This window comes from Actinoplanes sp. NPDC051537 (genome assembly GCF_055586105.1).
On sequence record NZ_JBVJIU010000012.1, the window covers coordinates 77,462 to 95,975 of the forward strand.

General features: G+C 71.0%; 19 protein-coding genes. 5 read left to right on the top strand and 14 right to left on the bottom strand.

All coding sequences use genetic code 11. The features are described 5' to 3' along the window. Nucleotides 1-5: 5 nt before the first annotated feature. Nucleotides 6-968, bottom strand: a complete 963-nt coding sequence (locus tag ACZ6TB_RS28360; RefSeq protein WP_465558761.1) for a hypothetical protein — start codon at nucleotides 966-968, stop codon at nucleotides 6-8. A gap of 90 nt (nucleotides 969-1,058) precedes the next feature. On the opposite strand from ACZ6TB_RS28360, the gene ACZ6TB_RS28365 reads away from it, so the two are divergent. Continuing rightward, nucleotides 1,059-1,652 (top strand): TetR/AcrR family transcriptional regulator, encoded by a 594-nt coding sequence (locus tag ACZ6TB_RS28365; protein ID WP_465558763.1) that lies wholly within the window; start codon nucleotides 1,059-1,061, stop codon nucleotides 1,650-1,652. Here ACZ6TB_RS28365 and ACZ6TB_RS28370 read toward each other — a convergent pair. The 4 genes from ACZ6TB_RS28370 to trpS all read right to left on the bottom strand — a co-directional run bounded on the left by ACZ6TB_RS28370 (nucleotide 1,642) and on the right by trpS (nucleotide 4,577). After that, a complete protein-coding gene (locus ACZ6TB_RS28370; RefSeq protein ID WP_465558765.1) occupies nucleotides 1,642-2,028 on the bottom strand; it encodes a hypothetical protein in 387 nt (128 codons plus the stop codon). The two genes, ACZ6TB_RS28365 and ACZ6TB_RS28370, sit on opposite strands and share 11 nt — an antisense overlap. Before the next feature lie 7 nt (nucleotides 2,029-2,035). Further along, on the bottom strand, nucleotides 2,036-2,947 hold the full coding sequence (locus tag ACZ6TB_RS28375) for a YihY/virulence factor BrkB family protein (protein ID WP_465558767.1): 912 nt from the start codon (nucleotides 2,945-2,947) through the stop codon (nucleotides 2,036-2,038). A gap of 77 nt (nucleotides 2,948-3,024) precedes the next feature. Further along, nucleotides 3,025-3,558, bottom strand: coding sequence for a 2'-5' RNA ligase family protein (locus ACZ6TB_RS28380; RefSeq protein WP_465559260.1), 534 nt, complete (start codon nucleotides 3,556-3,558; stop codon nucleotides 3,025-3,027). Further along, nucleotides 3,555-4,577: a tryptophan--tRNA ligase gene (trpS, locus tag ACZ6TB_RS28385; protein WP_465558769.1), complete on the bottom strand. Its 1,023-nt coding sequence runs from the start codon at nucleotides 4,575-4,577 to the stop codon at nucleotides 3,555-3,557. Before trpS ends, ACZ6TB_RS28380 begins: the two co-directional genes overlap by 4 nt. A gap of 168 nt (nucleotides 4,578-4,745) precedes the next feature. On the opposite strand from trpS, the gene galE reads away from it, so the two are divergent. From galE to ACZ6TB_RS28400, 3 genes are read left to right on the top strand one after another with little or no spacing between them, the layout of a single operon-like run. Next, nucleotides 4,746-5,720 carry a UDP-glucose 4-epimerase GalE gene (galE, locus tag ACZ6TB_RS28390; protein ID WP_465558771.1) on the top strand — a complete coding sequence of 325 codons (975 nt, stop codon included), beginning with the start codon at nucleotides 4,746-4,748 and terminating at the stop codon, nucleotides 5,718-5,720. Then, nucleotides 5,717-6,856, top strand: a complete 1,140-nt coding sequence (galK, locus tag ACZ6TB_RS28395) for a galactokinase (protein WP_465558773.1) — start codon at nucleotides 5,717-5,719, stop codon at nucleotides 6,854-6,856. The genes galE and galK overlap by 4 nt, the downstream gene beginning before the upstream one ends. Before the next feature lie 30 nt (nucleotides 6,857-6,886). Continuing rightward, complete coding sequence (locus ACZ6TB_RS28400) at nucleotides 6,887-7,087, top strand: hypothetical protein (protein WP_465558775.1); 201 nt, start codon at nucleotides 6,887-6,889, stop codon at nucleotides 7,085-7,087. On the opposite strand, the gene ACZ6TB_RS28405 is transcribed toward ACZ6TB_RS28400, so the two are convergent. Next, entirely contained in the window at nucleotides 7,084-8,106 is a 1,023-nt protein-coding gene (locus tag ACZ6TB_RS28405; RefSeq protein WP_465558777.1) for a LacI family DNA-binding transcriptional regulator, read from the bottom strand. The two genes, ACZ6TB_RS28400 and ACZ6TB_RS28405, sit on opposite strands and share 4 nt — an antisense overlap. Before the next feature lie 94 nt (nucleotides 8,107-8,200). Here ACZ6TB_RS28405 and ACZ6TB_RS28410 point away from each other — a divergent pair, with 94 nt between their 5' ends. After that, nucleotides 8,201-8,992 (top strand): ATP-binding protein, encoded by a 792-nt coding sequence (locus tag ACZ6TB_RS28410; protein WP_465558779.1) that lies wholly within the window; start codon nucleotides 8,201-8,203, stop codon nucleotides 8,990-8,992. Here ACZ6TB_RS28410 and ACZ6TB_RS28415 read toward each other — a convergent pair. The 8 genes from ACZ6TB_RS28415 to glmU form a co-directional block, all read right to left on the bottom strand. Beyond that, nucleotides 8,976-10,274 carry a sulfate adenylyltransferase subunit 1 gene (locus ACZ6TB_RS28415; RefSeq protein ID WP_465558781.1) on the bottom strand — a complete coding sequence of 433 codons (1,299 nt, stop codon included), beginning with the start codon at nucleotides 10,272-10,274 and terminating at the stop codon, nucleotides 8,976-8,978. The two genes, ACZ6TB_RS28410 and ACZ6TB_RS28415, sit on opposite strands and share 17 nt — an antisense overlap. After that, nucleotides 10,274-11,185 carry a sulfate adenylyltransferase subunit CysD gene (gene cysD, locus ACZ6TB_RS28420; RefSeq protein ID WP_465558783.1) on the bottom strand — a complete coding sequence of 304 codons (912 nt, stop codon included), beginning with the start codon at nucleotides 11,183-11,185 and terminating at the stop codon, nucleotides 10,274-10,276. The genes ACZ6TB_RS28415 and cysD overlap by 1 nt, the downstream gene beginning before the upstream one ends. Nucleotides 11,186-11,237: 52 nt before the next feature. Continuing rightward, nucleotides 11,238-12,122 (bottom strand): 3'(2'),5'-bisphosphate nucleotidase CysQ, encoded by an 885-nt coding sequence (locus tag ACZ6TB_RS28425; protein ID WP_465558785.1) that lies wholly within the window; start codon nucleotides 12,120-12,122, stop codon nucleotides 11,238-11,240. A 15-nt stretch (nucleotides 12,123-12,137) separates the two neighbouring features. Further along, nucleotides 12,138-13,544 (bottom strand): sugar transferase, encoded by a 1,407-nt coding sequence (locus tag ACZ6TB_RS28430; RefSeq protein WP_465559263.1) that lies wholly within the window; start codon nucleotides 13,542-13,544, stop codon nucleotides 12,138-12,140. A gap of 611 nt (nucleotides 13,545-14,155) precedes the next feature. Further along, nucleotides 14,156-14,743 (bottom strand): aminoacyl-tRNA hydrolase, encoded by a 588-nt coding sequence (gene pth, locus ACZ6TB_RS28435; protein ID WP_465558786.1) that lies wholly within the window; start codon nucleotides 14,741-14,743, stop codon nucleotides 14,156-14,158. An 80-nt stretch (nucleotides 14,744-14,823) separates the two neighbouring features. Then, the gene (locus ACZ6TB_RS28440) at nucleotides 14,824-15,456 is read right to left on the bottom strand and encodes a 50S ribosomal protein L25/general stress protein Ctc (protein WP_465558788.1); all 633 of its coding nucleotides are present in this window, start codon (nucleotides 15,454-15,456) and stop codon (nucleotides 14,824-14,826) included. Nucleotides 15,457-15,791: 335 nt separating this feature from the next. Continuing rightward, complete coding sequence (locus ACZ6TB_RS28445) at nucleotides 15,792-16,772, bottom strand: ribose-phosphate diphosphokinase (protein ID WP_465558789.1); 981 nt, start codon at nucleotides 16,770-16,772, stop codon at nucleotides 15,792-15,794. Between the two features lie 276 nt (nucleotides 16,773-17,048). After that, on the bottom strand, nucleotides 17,049-18,443 hold the full coding sequence (gene glmU, locus ACZ6TB_RS28450; protein ID WP_465558791.1) for a bifunctional UDP-N-acetylglucosamine diphosphorylase/glucosamine-1-phosphate N-acetyltransferase GlmU: 1,395 nt from the start codon (nucleotides 18,441-18,443) through the stop codon (nucleotides 17,049-17,051). Nucleotides 18,444-18,514 lie beyond the last annotated feature (71 nt).

Genomic DNA, 18,514 nt, shown 5'->3' on the forward strand with positions numbered 1-18,514 from the left:
CTATCTCAGTGTGCCGTCACCAGCTCCGGTGCGGCCTCGACCGGCGCGCTCACCGGCTTCTTCGCCAGCCCCTGGCGACCGATCAAGATCAAGAACAGGCCCCCGATCGCGTACGCGCTGAGCACCGTCGCCGCGAAGGCAGCCCCACGACCGTCGAAATAGGCCACCGACCGCAGCAGCGTGCCGCCGGCCCCGATCGGGAGCCACTGGCCGATCTCGCCCCACGGCTGCGGCAGGAGCTCGGGCGCCGCCGCGATGCCGGAGAGGGCGTTGCCGACCAGGAACACCACGACCGCCCCGAGCCCGAGGCCCTCGCGGCCGATCAGCGCGGCCACCCCGCTCACGGCCGCCGAGATCGCGAGCGTGACCAGCGCCAGCACCCCGGCCACGGCCCAGTAGGCGCCGGGCAGGATCGCCAGCCAGCCGACCAGCACGCCGGCGCCGGCCACCCCGGCCAGGGCGGCGAAGGTCAGCAACGCGACCAGGCGGGCCGAGCGGCGCGGCACGAAGAAGTAGACCAGCACGCCGGCGAGCAGGCTGGTGATGGCCAGCGGCAGGAACCCGGCGCCGAAGCCGGCGCCGCGCGGGTCGTCCGGGTCGACCGGGACCACATCACGCACTGTGCCGCTACCCACGGCCTGGGTGAGCAGCTGGGCCACGGTGGGGCTGGCGGCGGACGCGATGTGGAGCTCGGGTCCGGCCGCGGTGACGATGATCGCCCCGTACACCTGCCGGTCCTTGATCTTTTGGTCGGCCGTCGCCGCATCGGGCACCGAAGTGATCGCGAAGGCGCCCGGGTGCTCGGCCGCCAGCTTCTGCGCGACCTGCGGCGGACCGGCCACGGCCAGCGGGAGGTCGCGCGGCGCCAGGTTCGCGGCCGGAGCGGCGAACAACGGAATGAGCAGGGCCTGTGCGGCGACCACCGCGATCGCGATGAGGACGCCGAGGGCCAGGAAGTTGCGGCGCATGTCGTTCTCCTAAAACGAATGCTCGTTCTTTTATGCGCACAGCATGACGCCGGACACGAGATCGAGTCAAGAACGAACGCTCGTTTTAGAATGTGGGTCGTGCCACGAGTCTCCGAACAACACCTGACCGCCCGCCGGGAGCAGATCCTGGCCGCGGCCCGCGTCTGCTTCCTGAGCAAGGGCCTGCACAACACCTCGATGCAGGACCTGATCCAGGAGGCCGGCCTGTCGGTGGGCGCGGTCTACCGCTACTTCAAGTCCAAGAACGAGATCATCAGCGCCATCGCCGGCACCGTCGTCGGCGGCATCCAGCAGCACATCGACGAGGTGGCCGTCCGGCGGCTGCCGCTGATCGACTCGATGTCGCTGGTCCTCGACGAGGTCGACCGCCAGATGGGGCCGGGCGGCTTCCTGCCGATCGCCCTGCAGGTGTGGGCCGAGGCCACGCTCGACCCGACGATCGGCGCGATCGTCAAGGAGCGGTACGAGTCGCTGCGGGACAGCATCGGGGCGCTGGTCGCCAACGCGGTCGAGAGCGGCGAGCTGCCGCCGGGCACCGACATCGCGGCCACCACCACGGCGTACTACGGGTTCCTGCCGGGATACGCGCTGCAGCGCCTGCTGACCGGCGTTCCCGACAAGGAGACCTATCTGGACGGGATCCGCACGCTGCTCAAGCGGTGAGGCGCTCGGCGATCCGGGCCCAGCCGGCGCGCACCTCCCCCTCGGTCGGCGCGCGCCCCGGGCGTACGTGCCGGGTCTCGAGATCTTCGTCGCCGTTCCCGGCCTCGCCGGGCCCTTCCACCGCGGCCCGGGCCAGCTCGATCTCGTCGCGGATCGCCTCGGCGTCGGGGCGGGGCAGCAGCGGCTCGACCACCGCCATCAGCTCCTCGTCGGCCACCACGGCCTGGGCGAGGGCGAGCGCGTGCGCCCGTTCGTAGGGGCCGCAGACGATCGGTTCCCAGTCTTCCTCGTCGCCCAGCGACCCGATCGTGATGACCCAGGGAAGGTCGGCCACCGGCGAGTTCGCCGGCAGGTCAAGTGTCACCAGAGTGCCCACGGGCACATCATTCCGGGTGGCTGTGCCGAATCCAGGTGTTTTGCCCCACGGGGGCATTTTTATCGTCAGCTGACAGGTCGACCACCCGGCCGTGCGGGCTGGTCGCCGCCCAGGCCGCTCCGAACAGCAACAACTGGTTGAAGACATAGAGGTAGACCAGTACGCCGACGGCCGAGCCGACGAGCCCATATGCCGGATTGCGCTGCACCAGCCCGACGAAGGACTTGCCGACGGTGTTGAGCAGGGTGATGCCGATGCCGACCTGGAGCACCGGCGGGGCGATCCGGCGCACGGTCATCCGCAGCCGGGGCACGGCCGCCAGCAGCGCCGCCGCCAGCAGCATGTTGACCGCGATCGTCAGCAGCAGGCTGACCGCGGACTGGATGAGGCCGTCGGCCAGCCAGTTGAGCACCTTCTCCAGGCCGTAGACGGCGAGCTGGGAGAGGGCGAGCAGCAGCAGGATGCCGATCAGGACCACGAGATCGAGCGCCTGGCGTACGCCGATGTAGCCGGGTTGTTCGGGAACGCGCCAGATGAGCCGCTGCGAGGAGCGGATCGACTCGACCCAGCCGATGCCGGTGAAGGTCAGGCCGATGATGCCGACGATGCCGACGGTCTTGCCGCTGGAGAGGATCGCCTCGGGCTCGATGAACGGCAGGTTCTCGGCGAGGAAGTCGCGGACGATGTCGAACAGCTCTTTGTTGTTGGTGAGCAGGATCCCGAAGATCGAGTACCCGATCAGCAGCAGCGCGAAGATCGCGAAGAAGCCGTAGTACGCGATGGCGGCGGCCAGCCGTCCACCCTGCACGTCCCAGAAGCGGATCAGCGCCCGGCTGAAGTGGTCGAAATAGCGAGATCTGATCCGTAACCGCAGGATGCGCGCCTCGGCGGCCTCGTAGGCGCGATCGATCGGGTTCACGCGCGCACCGTAACCGAAATCACGGGTTGGGAAACTTCCCATGCTTTGCCATCTGGGGTTTTCCGCCGCGGGTCAGCTCAAGCACCGAGCGGGAAGTCGCGGCGCGGTCGCCAGGGGCCCTCGCCACCGTGCGAGAACAGCGTGAACGAGGTGACGTGGAACTTGGCCGAGAAGCCGGCGAGGTCCTCGAAGACCGCGTCCAGCTGCTCGGCCGGTACGTCCTGGGCGACCGTCACGTGCGGGTGGTACGGGAACCGCGAGTCCCGGTCGATGTCCTCGGCCGAGGTGATCGCCTCGGCCAGCAGCTCGCACTCGCTGATGCCGACCGCGAGCGTCACGAAGACCACCTCGGTGATCGGCCGGAACGTGCCGGTGCCGCGCAGGTGGATGGTGAACGGCTGCTGGGCCGCCGCCACCTTCTCCAGGTGCCGCTCGATCGCCGGCAGCGCGGCGCCGTCCACCTCGGTCGGACCGAGCAGCGTGACGTGCGCCGGCGTGTAGGCGGCCTGCGGGTCACCGGCCTCGGCCCGCCGGCGGGTGAGCTGATCGCCCCACGGCTGCGGGATGTCGATCGCGACGCCGATCCGCGTGGTCGCGGCCACGGCGATCAGGCCTCGCGGGCCGGGCTGAGGAAGCCCACGTTCTGGTACGCCGTGGCGAGCGTGGCCGCCGAGACGGCGCGCGCCTTCTCGGCCCCGACGGCGAGCACCTTGTCGAGGTAGCCGGGGTCCTCGAGGTAGGCCCGGGTGCGCTCCTGGATCGGCTTCACGAACTCGACGACGATCTCGGCGAGATCCTTCTTGAGGTCGCCGTAGCCGCGGCCCTCGTACATCTCGAGAAGCTCGTCGATGGCCCGGTTGGTGAGCGCCGCGTAGATCGTGAGCAGGTTGCTGACGCCCGGCTTGTTCTCCTCGTCGTAGAGGATCTCGCGCCCGGCGTCGGTGACCGCCGACTTGATCTTCTTGGCCGAGCGGGCCGGCTCCTCGAGCAGCTCGATGATGCCGTTCGGCGAGGACGCCGACTTGGACATCTTCGCGGTCGGGTCCTGCAGGTCGGTGATCTTCGCGGTGTCGCGGACGATGTACGCCGACGGGACCGTGAACGTCGAGCCGTAGCGCGTATTGAACCGCTGCGCCAGGTCGCGGGTGAGCTCGAGGTGCTGCCGCTGGTCTTCCCCGACCGGGACCTGGTCGGCCTGGTAGAGCAGGATGTCGGCGGCCTGCAGGATCGGGTAGGTGAACAGCCCGACGGTCGTCGTGTCGGCGGCCTTGGCCGACTTGTCCTTGAACTGGACCATGCGACCGGCCTCGCCGAAGCCGGTGATGCAGCTGAGCACCCAGGCGAGCTGGGCGTGCTCGGGCACGTGCGACTGGACGAACAGCGTGCAGCGCTCGGGGTCGAGGCCGACGGCGAGCAGCTGGGCGGCCGAGATGCGGGTGCGGTTCCGCAAGGCGATCGGGTCGTGCCCCATCGTGATCGCGTGCAGGTCGACCACGCAGTAGAACGCGTCGTGCGTGTCCTGCAACGACACCCAGTTGCGCACCGCGCCCAGATAGTTGCCGAGGTGGAACGAGTCGGCGGTCGGCTGAATGCCGGAGAGCACGCGGGGTCGGCGGGCGGCGTCGGACATGAGGGCCATTCTGTCAGTCGTGGTTACTGGATGGCCAACGCCCCCGTGGCCACTCCCGTGACGGGATCACCGCTAGATCACATGAGAGTCTATGTTCATTTCTGTTGACTTGTGATCGTTTTAGCGCCAGACTTGCCCTAGAAGCCTAGCGAGAGGGTCGAGACCACCGTGAAACTGCTCGTCACCGGGGGCGCCGGCTATGTCGGCAGCGTCACCAGCCGGCTGCTGCTCGACGCGGGGCACGAGGTCGTCGTGCTCGACAATCTCAGCACGGGCTTCCGGGCGGCCGTCGCGCCGGATGCCAACTTCGTGGAGAAGGACATCCGCGACGCCGCCGAGGTGCTCACCCCCGAGGCCGGGTTCGACGCGGTGCTGCACTTCGCGGGCCTGATCGCGGCCGGCGAGTCGATGGTCAAGCCCGAGCTCTACTGGCACGACAACGTGGTCAAGTCGCTGGCGCTGCTCGACGCGGTGCGCGCGGCCCGGGTGCCGCGGTTCATCTTCTCCTCGACGGCCGCCGTCTACGGCAACCCGGTCGAGCTGCCGATCACCGAGTCCGCGGCGAAGGCCCCGACGAACACGTACGGCGCCACCAAGCTGACCTTCGACCACGCGCTGACCTCGGAGGCGTTCGCGCACAAGCTGGCCGCGGTCTCGCTGCGCTACTTCAACGTCGCGGGGGCGTACATCCGGGACGGCTACGAGATCGGCGAGCGGCACGACCCCGAGACGCACCTGATCCCGATCGCGCTTCAGGTGGCCGCCGGCAAGCGGGCCAAGCTCCAGCTGTTCGGCGACGACTACCCGACGGTCGACGGCACCTGCGTGCGCGACTACATCCACGTCGAGGACCTGGCCCGCGCGCACCTGCTGGCGCTGGACGCGGCCACCCCGGGCGAGCACCGCATCTACAACCTGGGCAACGGCAACGGCTTCTCCAACAAGCAGGTCGTCGAGGTGGCCCGCGAGGTCACCGGCGCCGAGCTGCCGGCCGAGCTCGCGCCGCGCCGCGAGGGCGACCCGGCCACGCTGGTGGCGTCGTCGGCCAAGGCCCGGGACGAGCTCGGCTGGGTGCCGGCGAAGAACACGCTCCAGGCGATGATCGGCGACGCCTGGACCTTCTACCGCTCGCACGTCGCATGAGCGCCGCGGACCTGTTCCGCAAGGAGTTCGGGACCGAGCCGGCCGGCCTGTGGTTCGCGCCCGGCCGGGTCAACCTGATCGGCGAGCACACCGACTACAACGAGGGCTTCGTGCTCCCGTTCGCGCTGCCGCAGCGCACGACGGCGGCGGTCGGTCCGGCCCCCGCCGGGGAGTGGACCGTCTGCTCGACGTTCGAGGACGGCACGGTCACCTTCGGCGAGACCGAGCCGGGCGGCGTGACCGGCTGGGCGGCCTACGTGGCCGGCATCGTCTGGTCGCTGCGGGACGCCGGCTTCGACGTGCCGGGCGCGCGCATCGCGCTCGACTCCGAGGTGCCGGTCGGCTCCGGCCTGTCCTCCTCGGCCGCGCTCGAGTCCTCGGTGCTGACCGCGCTGGTCGACCTGGGCGGCCTCGATCTGCCGGTCGAGCGGCGCCCCGCGCTGGCCCAGCGGGCCGAGAACGTGTACGTGGGCGCCCCCACCGGCATCCTCGACCAGTCGGCGTCGATCCGGTGCCTCGAGGGCCACGCGCTGTTCCTCGACTGCCGCACCTACGAGGTCGAGCAGATCCCGTTCGACCTGGCCGCCGCCGGCCTGGCCATCCTGGTGATCAACAGCAATGCCCCGCACCAGCACGTCGACGGCGAGTACGGCGCCCGCCGCAAGTCGTGCGAGGAGGCGGCCCGCATCCTGGGCGTCCCCGCGCTGCGCGACGTGCCGCTCGACGGCCTGGCCGCGGCCCTGGACAGGCTCGACGACGGCGACGACGGCGTGATGCGCCGCCGGGTGCGGCACATCGTCACCGAGGACCAGCGCGTGCTCGACACGGTGGCGCTGCTGCAGGACGGCCGGGTGCGCGAGATCGGCCCGCTGCTGACCGCGTCGCACGCCTCGATGCGGGACGACTTCGAGATCACGGTCGCCCCGATCGACCTCGCCGTCGAGTCGGCGCTGTCGGCCGGGGCGCACGGCGCGCGGATGACCGGCGGCGGGTTCGGCGGCTGCGTCCTCGCCCTGATCGACACCGATCGGGCGGACGCCACCATCGAGGCCGTCGAGGCCGCCTACGCGGACGCCGGCTTCACGGCCCCCACCTGCTGGATCGCCACGGCCGGCCCGGGCGCGGGAAAGCTTTGAAACGGCTTTCCGCCGGGTAACCAGGACGGTATGACTCGCGAAACGGACCAGCCCAACGAGTTCGGGTTCTCCGGCGGCGCCACGGCGCCCGAGCCGGAGCCCGACCGCCGCCCGGCCGAGGAGGTCGACGGCGAGAGCATCGCGGTGCCGTCCGGCGACCTCACCGGCGCGATCACCCACGCGATCGAAGAGGCCACCGACCGCGACCACGAGGACGACGACGAGTCCTAGGGGCGCCCGAGGGTGCTCTCCCGGGCGATCAGGCGGTGCTCGACGCAGATCTGGCGCGGCGGCGCCGGCGTCGCCGCGCCGTCGATCTCGCCGAGCCGCTCGGCCAGCAGGTCGACGGCGAGCTGCGCGATCCGCTCGGTGTCCGGGTCGACCGTGCTCAGCGACGGCGTGCTGAACCGGCCCTCCTCGAGGCCGTCGGTGCCGATCACCGCGATGTCGCCGGGCACGTCCGCGCCGCGCTCCAGCAGCGTGCGGACGGCGCCGAGGGCGAGCAGGTCGGTGAAGCAGAAGACCGCGTCCGGCCGCCGGCCGGAATCGAGCAGCCACGCCATCGCCGCCGCGCCGTCGGCCCGCCGCACGCCGCCGGCCGGCGTCTCCAGCCCCGGGTCGGGTGCGATCCCGGCCTCGGCCAGCGCCGACCGGTAGCCGGCCAGTCGCAGCCGCCGGGTGACCGCCGACGGCCCGTCCGGCACGCCGATCGCGGCGATCCGGCGCCGGCCGAGGCGCAGCAGGTGGCGGGTGGCCTCGGTGGCCGCGGCCGCGGTGTCGATCGCCACGTGGTCGGCCGGCCCGTCCCGGATCCGCTCGCCCAGCAGCACGGCCGGCACCCCGTGCCGCCGGCTGAGATCGCCGGCCGGGATCTCTACCGGGCTGAGGATCAGCCCGTCGATCGCGTGCCGGCGCAGGCCGGCGACGATGTCGCGCTCCCGGTCCCCGCGGCCGCCGGTCTGGTCGATCAGCACGGTCCAGCCGCGCGGCTCGGCCGCCCGCACGATCTGCCCGGCGAGCTCGGCGAAGTAGGGCGAGCGCAGCTCGGGGACGGCGAGCGCGACCACGCCGGAGCGCCCGCCGCGCAGGCGGCGCGCGGCGGAGTTGGGCACGTAGCCGAGGGCGTCGATCGCGGCCTGGACCCGGGCCCGGGTCAGCGGCGCGACGTGCACGTAGCCGTTGACGACATTGGACACCGTCTTGATCGACACACCGGCCCGGGCGGCGACGTCCTTCAGGCCGGGCGGCACGGCAGGACTTTACAACGTTGCAGGACTTAAATCCGATCACCCGCGCGGGCTACCGTCACCCAGGAGATTCCCCCGGCGCGGTTACCGTGACGGCATGTCCGTAAGCGCAGCGTGTCCACCCGAGGTCCGGATCGAGGGCGACCTCGACGCCGCGGTGGCCCTCATGACCGTGCGGGGCCGCTGGGACCGCCCGCTGCGGCGCCAGGTCCGCACCGTGCTCGAGAAGTGCCTCGCCGAGCATCCCGAGGCGCTCATCATCGACCTGACCGACCTCGACGACCCGCAGAGCGTGAGCGCGCCGACGTGGATGGCGGCCCGCAGCAGCGCCTTCGCCCGCGAGCCGGGCGTCCAGCTGGCCCTGTGCGTGCCGCCGCGGCTGCCGCTCGCCGACCGCCTCCAGCGGCTCGGCGCGCCCCGCTTCCTGCCGGTCTACGCGCGGGTGCGCCAGGCCCGGGTGGCGATCGCCGGCCGGCTGCCGCTGACCGAGCGGGTGATGGCGATCCTGCCGCCGGATCCGGAGTCGCCGAGCATGGCCCGCAACCTGGTCGGCGACGCCTGCCTGGCGTGGGGCCGGCCGGAGTTGCTGCACCCGAGCCGGCAGGTGATGTCGGAGCTGGTCACCAACGCGATCGAGCACGCGCGGACCACCATCACGGTGGCGGCCGGCCTGCGCGGCAACGGCATCCATCTGACCGTCTCGGACGGCGTGGCCGCGCCGCCCCGACTGCTCAAGCCGGCCCGGCCGATGCGGGGCCGGCCGCTCGACGAGCGGGGCCGGGGCATGCGGGTGGTGGCGGCCACCGCGGCCGCGTGGGGCTGGCTGCCCACGCGGACCGGCAAGGTGGTCTGGGCGACGCTGCAGGAACGCCTTACTGAGCCTCGATGATCATCCCGGCGCCGACCGTACGGTTGGTGCTCTCGTCGATGAGGACGAAGCCACCCGTGGTGCGGTTGCGGCGGTACTCGTCGGCGAGCAGCGGCACGGTGGTGCGCAGCTTGACCCGGCCGATCTCGTTGAGCTGAAGCTCGCCGGCCTTGTCGTCGCGGTGCAGGGTGTTCACGTCGAGGCGGTACTGCAGCCCGCGGACGACCGTGCGGGCCGTCCGGGTGGTGTGCTTGATGGCGTACTTGCCGCCGACCCGCAGCGGGGCCGTCTCGTCCATCCAGCAGACCATCGCCTCGATGTCCTGGGCGACGGCCGGCGCGTTGTGCGGCCGGCAGATCAGGTCGCCACGGGAGATGTCGATCTCGTCGGCCAGCCGGACGGTGACCGACATCGGCGGGAACGCCTCCGCGACCGGGCCGTCGGCGGTGTCGATCGCCGCGATGGTGCTGTGCAGGCCCGAGGGCAGGACCATCACCTCGTCGCCGGGCTTGAGCACGCCCGAGGCGACCTGTCCGGCGTAGCCGCGGTAGTCGGTGACCGTGGTCGACTGCGGGCGGATCACGTACTGCACCGGGAACCGCACGTCGACCAGGTTGCGGTCCGAGGCGATGTGCACGTGCTCCAGGTGATGCAGCAGCGACGGGCCCTCGTACCAGGGGCTGTTCTCCGAGCGCGAGGCGATGTTGTCGCCGTTCAGCGCCGAGACCGGGATGATCGTGAGATCGGTGATCTCGAGCTTGGCCGCGAACGAGGTGAACTCGTCGGCGATCTTGTCGTAGACCGCCTTGTCCCAGTCGACCAGGTCCATCTTGTTGATGCACAGCACCAGGTGCGGCACCCGCAGCAGCGACGTCAGGAACGCGTGCCGGCGGGACTGCTCGACCAGGCCCTTCCGCGCGTCGACCAGGATCAGCGCCAGGTCGGCGGTGGAGGCGCCGGTGACCATGTTCCGGGTGTACTGGATGTGCCCGGGGGTGTCGGCGATGATGAACTTCCGCCGCGGGGTGGCGAAGTAGCGGTACGCGACGTCGATCGTGATGCCCTGCTCCCGCTCGGCCCGCAGGCCGTCGGTGAGCAGCGCCAGGTTGGTGTACTCGTCGCCGCGGGACGCGCTGGCCGCCTCGACCGCCTCGAGCTGGTCGGCGAAGATCGTCTTCGTGTCGTAGAGGAGACGCCCGATCAGGGTCGACTTGCCGTCGTCGACGCTGCCCGCGGTGGCGAACCGCAGCAGGTCCATGCGCGCCGGCGGCGCCGTCTCATTCTCCAGGACGGCCTGACTCATCAGAAGTAACCCTCTCGCTTGCGGTCTTCCATCGCTGCTTCGCTGACCTTGTCGTCGCCGCGGGTGGCGCCGCGCTCGGTGATCCGGGTGGCGGCGACCTCGTCGATCACCTTCTCCACCGTGTCCGCGTCGGACAGCACCGCGGCGGTCTGCGAGGCGTCGCCGACCGTGCGGTAGCGCACCCGTCGCACCTCGCTGGTCTCGCCGTCGCGCAGCTTGATGAACTCGTTGACCGCGTAGAACATGCCGTTGCGCTCGACGACCTCGCGGTCGTGGGCGTAGTAGATGCTCGGCAGCGGGATGTTCTCCCGGGCGATGTAGTGCCACACGTCGAGCTCGGTCCAGTTCGACAGCGGGAACACCCGGATCGACTCGCCCGGGTGGTGCCGCCCGTTGTAGAGCGCCCACAGCTCGGGACGCTGGTTCTTCGGGTCCCACTGGCCGAACTCGTCGCGGAAGCTGAACATCCGCTCCTTGGCCCGGGCCTTCTCCTCGTCCCGGCGGGCGCCGCCGAACAGCGCGTCGAACCGGTACTTCTCGACGGCGTTCAGCAGCACCGGCGTCTGGATCCGGTTGCGCGTGCCGTCGGGAAGCTCGCGGACCAGGCCGGTGTCGATCGCCTCCTGCACGCTGGCGACCACCAGGTTGAGGCCGAGCGCGGCGACCCGGGTGTCGCGGAACTCGAGGACCTCGCCGAAGTTGTGGCCGGTGTCGACGTGCATGACCGGGAACGGGATGCGGGCCGGCGCGAACGCCTTCTCGGCCAGCCGCAGCATCACGATCGAGTCCTTGCCGCCGGAGAACAGCAGGACGGGACGCTCGAACTCGGCCATCACCTCGCGCATGACGAAGATGCTCTCGGCCTCGAGAGCATCGAGATGCGAGACGCGGTAGTGCCCTGCCTGGCTCATGCGGTTTCCCGACCTTTCCGGGGGTTTACGGCCGTGTTGCAAGTGTGAACCGTCATTCTGACGGGAGGTGACGCTGCAACGCTGCAAGCAACCGAGGAGCGAGATCCTTACGGCACACCACGAGGTCCGGCAACTTAGGGTCGGCCTCGTTGTATTTCAGCGCAGAACCGTCGATTCGGCTAGCGTGCAGGCCGGTGGCCAGCGCCACAGCGACCGGGGCGGCGGAGTCCCACTCGTACTGCCCACCCGCGTGCACATAGGCATCTGCCTCGCCGTTTATCACCGCGGCGATCTTCACACCGGCCGATCCCATGGGCACCAGCTCGGCATCGATGTCGTCCGCGAGAGCGGTCACAAAGGCCGGCGGGCGGGTGCGGCTCGCGGCGATCCGGATGCGGCCGTCGTCGTGCAACGGCATCGGCGGGTACGCCGGCGCGTGATCCGTGGCGATCGTCCGGTGCCGGGCCGGCATCGCCACCGCGCCCGCCGCCAGGTGGCTCGGGCTCGCCGACTCGGCGGTCCAGAGGGCCACGTGCACGGCCCAGTCGGTGCGCCCCTCCTCGGAGAACTCGCGGGTGCCGTCGAGCGGGTCGATGATCCAGACCCGCCCGGCGCCGAGACGCTCCGGGCGTACGGTCGTGTGCTCGCCGTCCTGCCAGGCGAGCCGGGAGTGGTCGTCCTCCTCGGAGAGCACCGCGTCGGCGGGACGCCAGCGGGCCAGCTCCGCGCGCAGCAGATCGTGGGCGGCGCGGTCGCCGGCGGTCTTGAGCGCCTTGCCGTCCGAGTAGCCCAGCTCATCGCGGACCTGCAGCAACAGTTGCCCCGCCCGGTCGGCGAGCCAGCGCGCGAACGCCGAGTCGATCACCGGGGGCGTGCCGGCGGCGTCGTCCCGCTGGCTGATGATGCGCGGGGACGTCTCTGTCCGCTCGCTGGTCATGGAGGCTCCCTCACTTCAGTACGCTCCCGACGAGCGCACCACGGCGGTCATCGTCCGCAAAAGGATCACCAGGTCCAAACTGAGCGACCAGTTCTCCACATAGCGCAGGTCCAACCGGACGGCTTCCTCCCACGGCAGGTCCGATCGTCCGGAAACCTGCCAAAGGCCCGTCATGCCGGGTTTCACGGCCAGACGGCGCCGCACGTCGTCGGCGTACGCGGCCACCTCCGACGGCAGCGGCGGTCGCGGGCCCACCAACGACATCTGGCCGAGCGCCACGTTCAGCAGCTGCGGAAGCTCGTCCAGCGAGAACCGGCGTATCCACCGGCCCACCCGGGTGACCCGCGGGTCGTCGCGGATTTTGAAGAGCACACCGTCGTGCTCGTTGAGATGCCGCAGCTCGGCCAGCCGGGCCTCGGCGTCGACGTACATACTCCGGAACTTGAAGATGCGGAACAGGCGGCCGTCGCGCCCGACCCGTACCTGACGAAAGAGTACCGGCCCGCGCGAGGTCATCCGCACACACAGTGCGACGGTCAGCAGCAGCGGCCCGAAGGCGGCCAGCAACGCCAGCGCGCCGATCCGGTCGAACGCGTCCTTGACCAGGCGCGACCCGCCGTGCAGCCGTGGGTGCTCGACGTGCAGCATGGGCAGCCCGTCGAACGGCCGGATCGTGGTGCGCGCGCCCGCCACGTCGACCAGCGCGCTCGCCACCACCAGGTCGACCTCGTCGCGCTCGAGCCGCCAGGCCAGCCGGCGCAGGTGCGCGCCGTCCAGCTCCGGGCAGCTCAGCACCACCACCGTGTCCGCGTCGGCGAGATCGACGGCGTTCGCCACGTCCTCGAACGTTCCGTAGATCGGCAGCACGCCCATCCCGGCGCCGTCGTGCGCCGGCGGCAGGCACGCGCCCACCACCTCGAGGCCGTGATAGCGCTCCCGGCGCAGCTGGCGGGCCATCCCGATGACCGACAGCTCGTGGCCGACCAGTATCACGCGGCGCAGGCTCTCCCCGCGGGCACGGGCCCAGTGCAGCCGCTTGCGCAGGGCGAACCGCAGCACCACGGCGGAGACGACGGCCGTCGGCAGGGCGGCGAGAACATAACCCCGGGCCAAATCGAGATCGAGCGCGTACGAGACCAGCGCCGCCCCCGCGATCAGACCCATCCCGCCGCGGAGGACCCGCTGGTATTCGTCGGTCCCGACGAAGAGGAACCGGCGCTCGTACGCCCGGGAGACCGCCAGCACCGCCAGCAGCAGCACCGGAAGCAGCGCCGTCAGCACCATGTAGCCGCGGTTGTAGGCGGTGACCTCGTCGCCGAAGCGCACCCCGAACGTCACCGCGCCGGCCGCGCTGCCCGCCAGCAGGTCGCACAGCACGAGCGCCCGCACGTAGCTGCGCTCCCACCGCTGACGCCGGGACATCGCCGCGTGGCGGCCGCGCACCCGCACGAAGGGCCGGGCCGCCGGCCTGGTCGCCGCCGACCGGTTGCGCCGCTTCGACCAGCGCCGGTCGCCGGCCTGGTTGCGTTCCCGGTCCGGCGCTCCGCGCACCGACCGCGGCGGCGCGTTGTCCGGCTTCGGCCGCGGCGGCGCGGCCTGCTCGTTCGTCGTCTTCGGCCGCGCCGACTCGTTCGTCGTGTTCGGCCGCGCCGGTGCGGCCTGGGCTCCCGCGGGCGGCGGGCTCAGCGGCACCACCGGCGCCGGGATCTTCGCGTTGCGCTTGCGGCTCGCGGTCCGGTTCGGTCGCGGCCGTGGTCCGTGGTTGGCCGGTGGATGGTTCGCCGGGCCGTATCCCTCCGGCGGCATCTCGGCCGGGGTGGACCGGATCTCCGGCAGCAGAACGGTCGGCTCGGTCAACACCGCATCCTGCTCCGCCGACAGGTCCTGCTTCACCCCGAACCTCCCCCCGCCACGCCGGCCCGCCGCACCGCGCGGTGCGTACGAGTGACCAACGCTCGGACGGCGGCCAGCGTCACGGGATCGCGAGACGGACAAAACCGCCCAAAGGATCTATCCGTTCGGACCCCGCCGGATCAGCCGCCGTGGTATTTGTTCTGCGCCCACTCGACGCCCTCGAGCACGACCGCCTCGACGACGTCCGCGGCCCGGTCGACGAGGAACTCGAGCTCCTTGCGTTCCGCGCCGGAGAAGTCGGACAGCACGTAATCGGCCGGGTCCTGCCGGCCCGGCGGCCGTCCGATCCCGAAACGGACCCGCGCGTACTCCTTGCTGGACAGCGACTTCGACATCGACCGCAACCCGTTGTGGCCGCCCTCGCCGCCGCCCCGCTTGGCCCGCACCTGCCCGTACGGCACGTCAAGCTCATCATGCACGGCAATCACGTTCGCCACCGGCACCTTGAAGAACTGCGCCAGCGAAGCCACCGGCGCGCCGGACAGGTTCATGTACGTCAGGGGCTTGAGCAGCACCAGTTTCGGCCCGCCGAAGCCCAGGCGGCCCTCGGCCACCTCGGCGTGCGCGCGCTTCGACCGGCCGAACTTCGCGCCCACCCGGGACGCCAGCAGCTCGGCCACCATGAAGCCCACGTTGTGCCGGTTGCCGGCGTACTCCTTGCCCGGGTTGCCCAGGCCGACCACCAGCCACGTCGAGTCGTCGCTCACAGACCCTCCACATACACGTCAGGGAAAGCGCCCGCCCGGGGCGCTTTCCCTGATCACTGCTTGGCACCGCCGAAGCGGATTTACTCCTCGGACGCGCCCTCGGCGGTCTCGCCCTCGGTCGCCTCGGCACTCTCGGTGGCCTCGGCCCCCTCGAGCTGCTCGGCCGTCTGCGCCTGGGAGACGATCGCCAGCACGTAGTCGGGCTCGACCGCGAGCTCGACACCGCTCGGCAGCTTCACGTCGCCGGCGGTCACCTGCGCGCCCGCCTCGAGGCCCTCGATCGAGACCTCGAAGCCGGACGGGAGGTGCATGGCCTCGGCCACGATCGCCAGGGTCGTCGACTCGCTCACCACGAGGGTGTTGCGAGCGGCCTCGCCGGTCAGCGTCACCGGGACGTCGACCTGGACCTTCTCGCCACGTTTCACGATCAGCAGGTCCACGTGCTCGTACGTGTCCTTGACCGGGTCACGCTGGATGGCCTTGGGCAGCGCGAGCGTGGTGCCCGACGCGCCGTTGATGTCGATGGTGAAAACCTGGTTGAGGCCGCCGTGCCGGATAGCGGCCGCGAACTCGCGGGCCGGCAGGGCGATGTGCTGCGGCTTCTCGCCGTGGCCGTACAGCACGGCGGGCACCAAACCGGCCCGGCGCGTGCGGCGGGCACCACCCTTGCCGAACTCGGTACGGGGCTCGGCGCTGATCTTTACCTCGGACACGGGGAAACTCCTGAAACTCTTCGATCGGGCTGCGTCGTAAGTCGGCGGGCTGCGATGGTCCGGCAGTGCTGTTCCGGCGTGGTAATCGGCCGCCAAGGTGCTGAAGGCCGTCGTCGGCGCTGCCGGGCAGAGGGAGGCGCGCTGGGCACAGGCCCGGAGCACCGCGTCGATCACGGTGCCCCCCAGCGGCTGCGAACCTCAGCAGACCGCGGGGCACCCTCGCCGTGGCAACCGCACCATCTTACCTGCCACACCGAGCGACTCCCCAGCGGGTCCGTGCTGCCCGCGCGAGTTCACTCCGGCGATGCAAGTTGCATCGCCGGCAACCGGACTTTCTAGCTCAAGCCGCCGAAAAGCGTGGTGACCGAGCCGTCGTCGAAGACCTCGCGGATGGCCCGGGCGAGCAGCGGCGCGATCGACAACACGGTGATCTTGTCGAGCCGCTTCTCCGGCGGCAGCGGCAGCGTGTTCGTCACCACGAGCTCGCTGATCCGGCTGTTCTTCAACCGCTCGGTCGCCGGGTCGGACAGCAGCGCGTGGGTCGAGGCCACGATCACATCGGCCGCGTTCTCCTCGAAGAGGATGTCGGCGGCCTTGGTGATCGTGCCGCCGGTGTCGATCATGTCGTCGACGATCAGGCACACCCGGCCCTCGACCTCGCCGACCACCCGGTTCGCCACCACCTGGTTGGGCTTCAGCGGGTCACGGGTCTTGTGGATGAACGCGAGCGGACAGCCCCCCAGCCGGTCCGTCCAGCGCTCCGCCACCCGCACCCGGCCCGAGTCCGGCGCCACCACCGTCAGCGGCCGGCCCGCGAACTTCTTCTCCACGTGCTCGGCCAGGATGTCCATCGCGAACAGGTGGTCCACCGGCCCGTCGAAGAAGCCCTGGATCTGCGCGGTGTGCAGGTCGACGGTGAGAATCCGGTTCGCGCCCGCCGTCTTCAGCAGGTCGGCCACCAGCCGGGCCGAGATCGGCTCCCGGCCGCGGTGCTTCTTGTCCTGCCGCGCGTAGGGGTAGAACGGCAACACCACGGTGATCCGCTTCGCCGACCCCCGCTTCAGGGCGTCGATCATGATCAGCGTTTCCATGACCCACCGGTTCACCCCCTCCGTCATCGACTGCACGACGAAGGCGTCCGAACCACGAACCGAATCCTTGAAACGAACGAAGATCTCGCCGTTCGCGAACTCGTACGAGTCCGACGGCGTCGGCGCCACGCCCAGCACCTGGCCGATCTCCTCCGCCAGCTCCGGGAAACCCCGGCCGGAGAAAAGCATCAGGCTCTTACGGTTCTCCGCGACGATGCTGCCCATCGGCTCGCTGCTCCCGTTGGATCGAGGGGTTAGTCACCTGAAGTATCCCCCGAGGCCACCGACTTGCCATGCCCCCGAGCCCACCGGATGAGATGCCTCACCCGGCCCACTCCAGCTTTCCGTGCCGCCGGCCCAGCTTTCCGCTCCGCCGGCCCGGCTTCCTCCGCCGCAGGCCCAGCTTTCCCCTGCCGCAAGCCCAGCTTTCCCTACCGCGAGCCCCCGAAGAGCCCGCTTCGCCCACTCGGCCGCCGGGACCTCGCCTGTGCCCCGCTTCGCCTACTCGGCCTCGGAGACCTCGCCCGAGCCCCGCGCGGCCCGCTCGGCAGCCTCGGCCGACACCGTCCCCGCCCGGCGCCGGGCCGTCCAGCCCTCCACGTTGCGCTGCGGCGCCCGCGTCACGCCCAGGCTCCCCGACGGCACGTCCTTGCCGATGGCGCTGCCGGCCGCCACATAGGCCCCCGGACCCACCTCGACCGGCGCGATCAAAACCGTGTCCGACCCGACGAACGCGGCCTCGCCCACCGTCGTCCGGTTCTTGTTGACCCCGTCGTAGTTGGCGAAGATCGTGCCGGCGCCGATGTTCGCCTTGGCCCCGATCGAGGCATCACCCACATACGACAGATGCGGCACCTTCGCGCCCTCACCCAGCTCGGCGTTCTTGGCCTCGACGAAGCCGCCGATCTTCGACTTGCGCGCCAGCCTCGTGCCCGGCCGCAGGAACGAGAACGGCCCCACGGTCGCGTCCGGTCCCACCTCGGCGCCGATCGAGTGCGTACGCAGAACCGTCGCCCCCGCCGCCACCGACGTGTCGATCAAAGTCGTGTCCGGCCCCACCACCGCGCCCGCCGCCACCGACGAGTCGCCCTGAAGCTGCGAGTTCTGGTCGATCACCGCGTCCGGCTCGAGCGTGACGGTCACGTCGATCCAGGTGGTGGCCGGGTCGAGGATCGAGACCCCCGACCGCATCCAGGCCGTGTTCACCCGATCCCGCAGCAGCGACCGCAGCTCGGCCAGCTGCGCCCGGTCGTTGGCCCCGAGCGTCTCCGCCGCGTCCGGCGCCACGAACACGCCGACCGGGCTGCCCACCTCGACCAGCAGCGCGAACACGTCGGTCAGGTACTCCTCGCCCTGATCGTTGTCCGTCGAGATCTTCCCGAGCGCCGACCGCAGCGCGGTGGCGTCGAACGCGTAGATCCCGCCGTTGATCTCCTTGATCGCCCGCACCTCGGCCGACGCGTCCCGCTGCTCCACGATCCGCGACAGGCCGCCCCCGGCGTCCCGCACGATCCGGCCCAGCCCCGTCGGGTCGTCCACCACCGCGGCCATCACGGTCGCCGCCCGGTTCCCCGACTCGTGCGCCTCGATCAGCCCCGCCAGCGTCTCGGCCCGCAACAGAGGCGCGTCACCGGACAGCACGACCACGGTGCCGGCCGCCTCGGGCACCGCGTCCAGCGCGATCCGCACCGCGTGCCCCGTCCCGTTCTGCTCGGCCTGCAGCACCGGCACCGCCGCCGGCGCGACCTCGGCCAGGTGCGCCCGCACCTGCTCGGCCTTGTGCCCCACCACCACGACGGTCTGCTCCGCCTCGACTGCCTCGGCCGCGACCAGCACGTGCCCGAGCAGCGTGCGCCCGAGCAGCGGGTGCAGCACCTTGGGGAGGGCGGATTTCATCCGCTTGCCCTCACCGGCAGCAAGCACGACAACAGTTCGACGAGGGGCCTGGCTCACGCGATAACTCCATT

What these genes read in the sequence shown, in the direction of transcription:
- ACZ6TB_RS28360 (WP_465558761.1), bottom strand. Translation starts at nt 968, where the DNA reads ATGCGCCGCAACTTCCTGGCCCTCGGCGTCCTCATCGCGATCGCGGTG.
- ACZ6TB_RS28365 (WP_465558763.1), top strand. Translation starts at nt 1,059, where the DNA reads ATGTGGGTCGTGCCACGAGTCTCCGAACAACACCTGACCGCCCGCCGG.
- trpS (WP_465558769.1), bottom strand. Translation starts at nt 4,577, where the DNA reads ATGTCCGACGCCGCCCGCCGACCCCGCGTGCTCTCCGGCATTCAGCCG.
- galK (WP_465558773.1), top strand. Translation starts at nt 5,717, where the DNA reads ATGAGCGCCGCGGACCTGTTCCGCAAGGAGTTCGGGACCGAGCCGGCC.
- ACZ6TB_RS28400 (WP_465558775.1), top strand. Translation starts at nt 6,887, where the DNA reads ATGACTCGCGAAACGGACCAGCCCAACGAGTTCGGGTTCTCCGGCGGC.
- ACZ6TB_RS28410 (WP_465558779.1), top strand. Translation starts at nt 8,201, where the DNA reads ATGTCCGTAAGCGCAGCGTGTCCACCCGAGGTCCGGATCGAGGGCGAC.
- ACZ6TB_RS28415 (WP_465558781.1), bottom strand. Translation starts at nt 10,274, where the DNA reads ATGAGTCAGGCCGTCCTGGAGAATGAGACGGCGCCGCCGGCGCGCATG.
- cysD (WP_465558783.1), bottom strand. Translation starts at nt 11,185, where the DNA reads ATGAGCCAGGCAGGGCACTACCGCGTCTCGCATCTCGATGCTCTCGAG.
- ACZ6TB_RS28425 (WP_465558785.1), bottom strand. Translation starts at nt 12,122, where the DNA reads ATGACCAGCGAGCGGACAGAGACGTCCCCGCGCATCATCAGCCAGCGG.
- ACZ6TB_RS28430 (WP_465559263.1), bottom strand. Translation starts at nt 13,544, where the DNA reads ATGTCCCGGCGTCAGCGGTGGGAGCGCAGCTACGTGCGGGCGCTCGTG.
- ACZ6TB_RS28445 (WP_465558789.1), bottom strand. Translation starts at nt 16,772, where the DNA reads ATGGGCAGCATCGTCGCGGAGAACCGTAAGAGCCTGATGCTTTTCTCC.
- glmU (WP_465558791.1), bottom strand. Translation starts at nt 18,443, where the DNA reads ATGAAATCCGCCCTCCCCAAGGTGCTGCACCCGCTGCTCGGGCGCACG.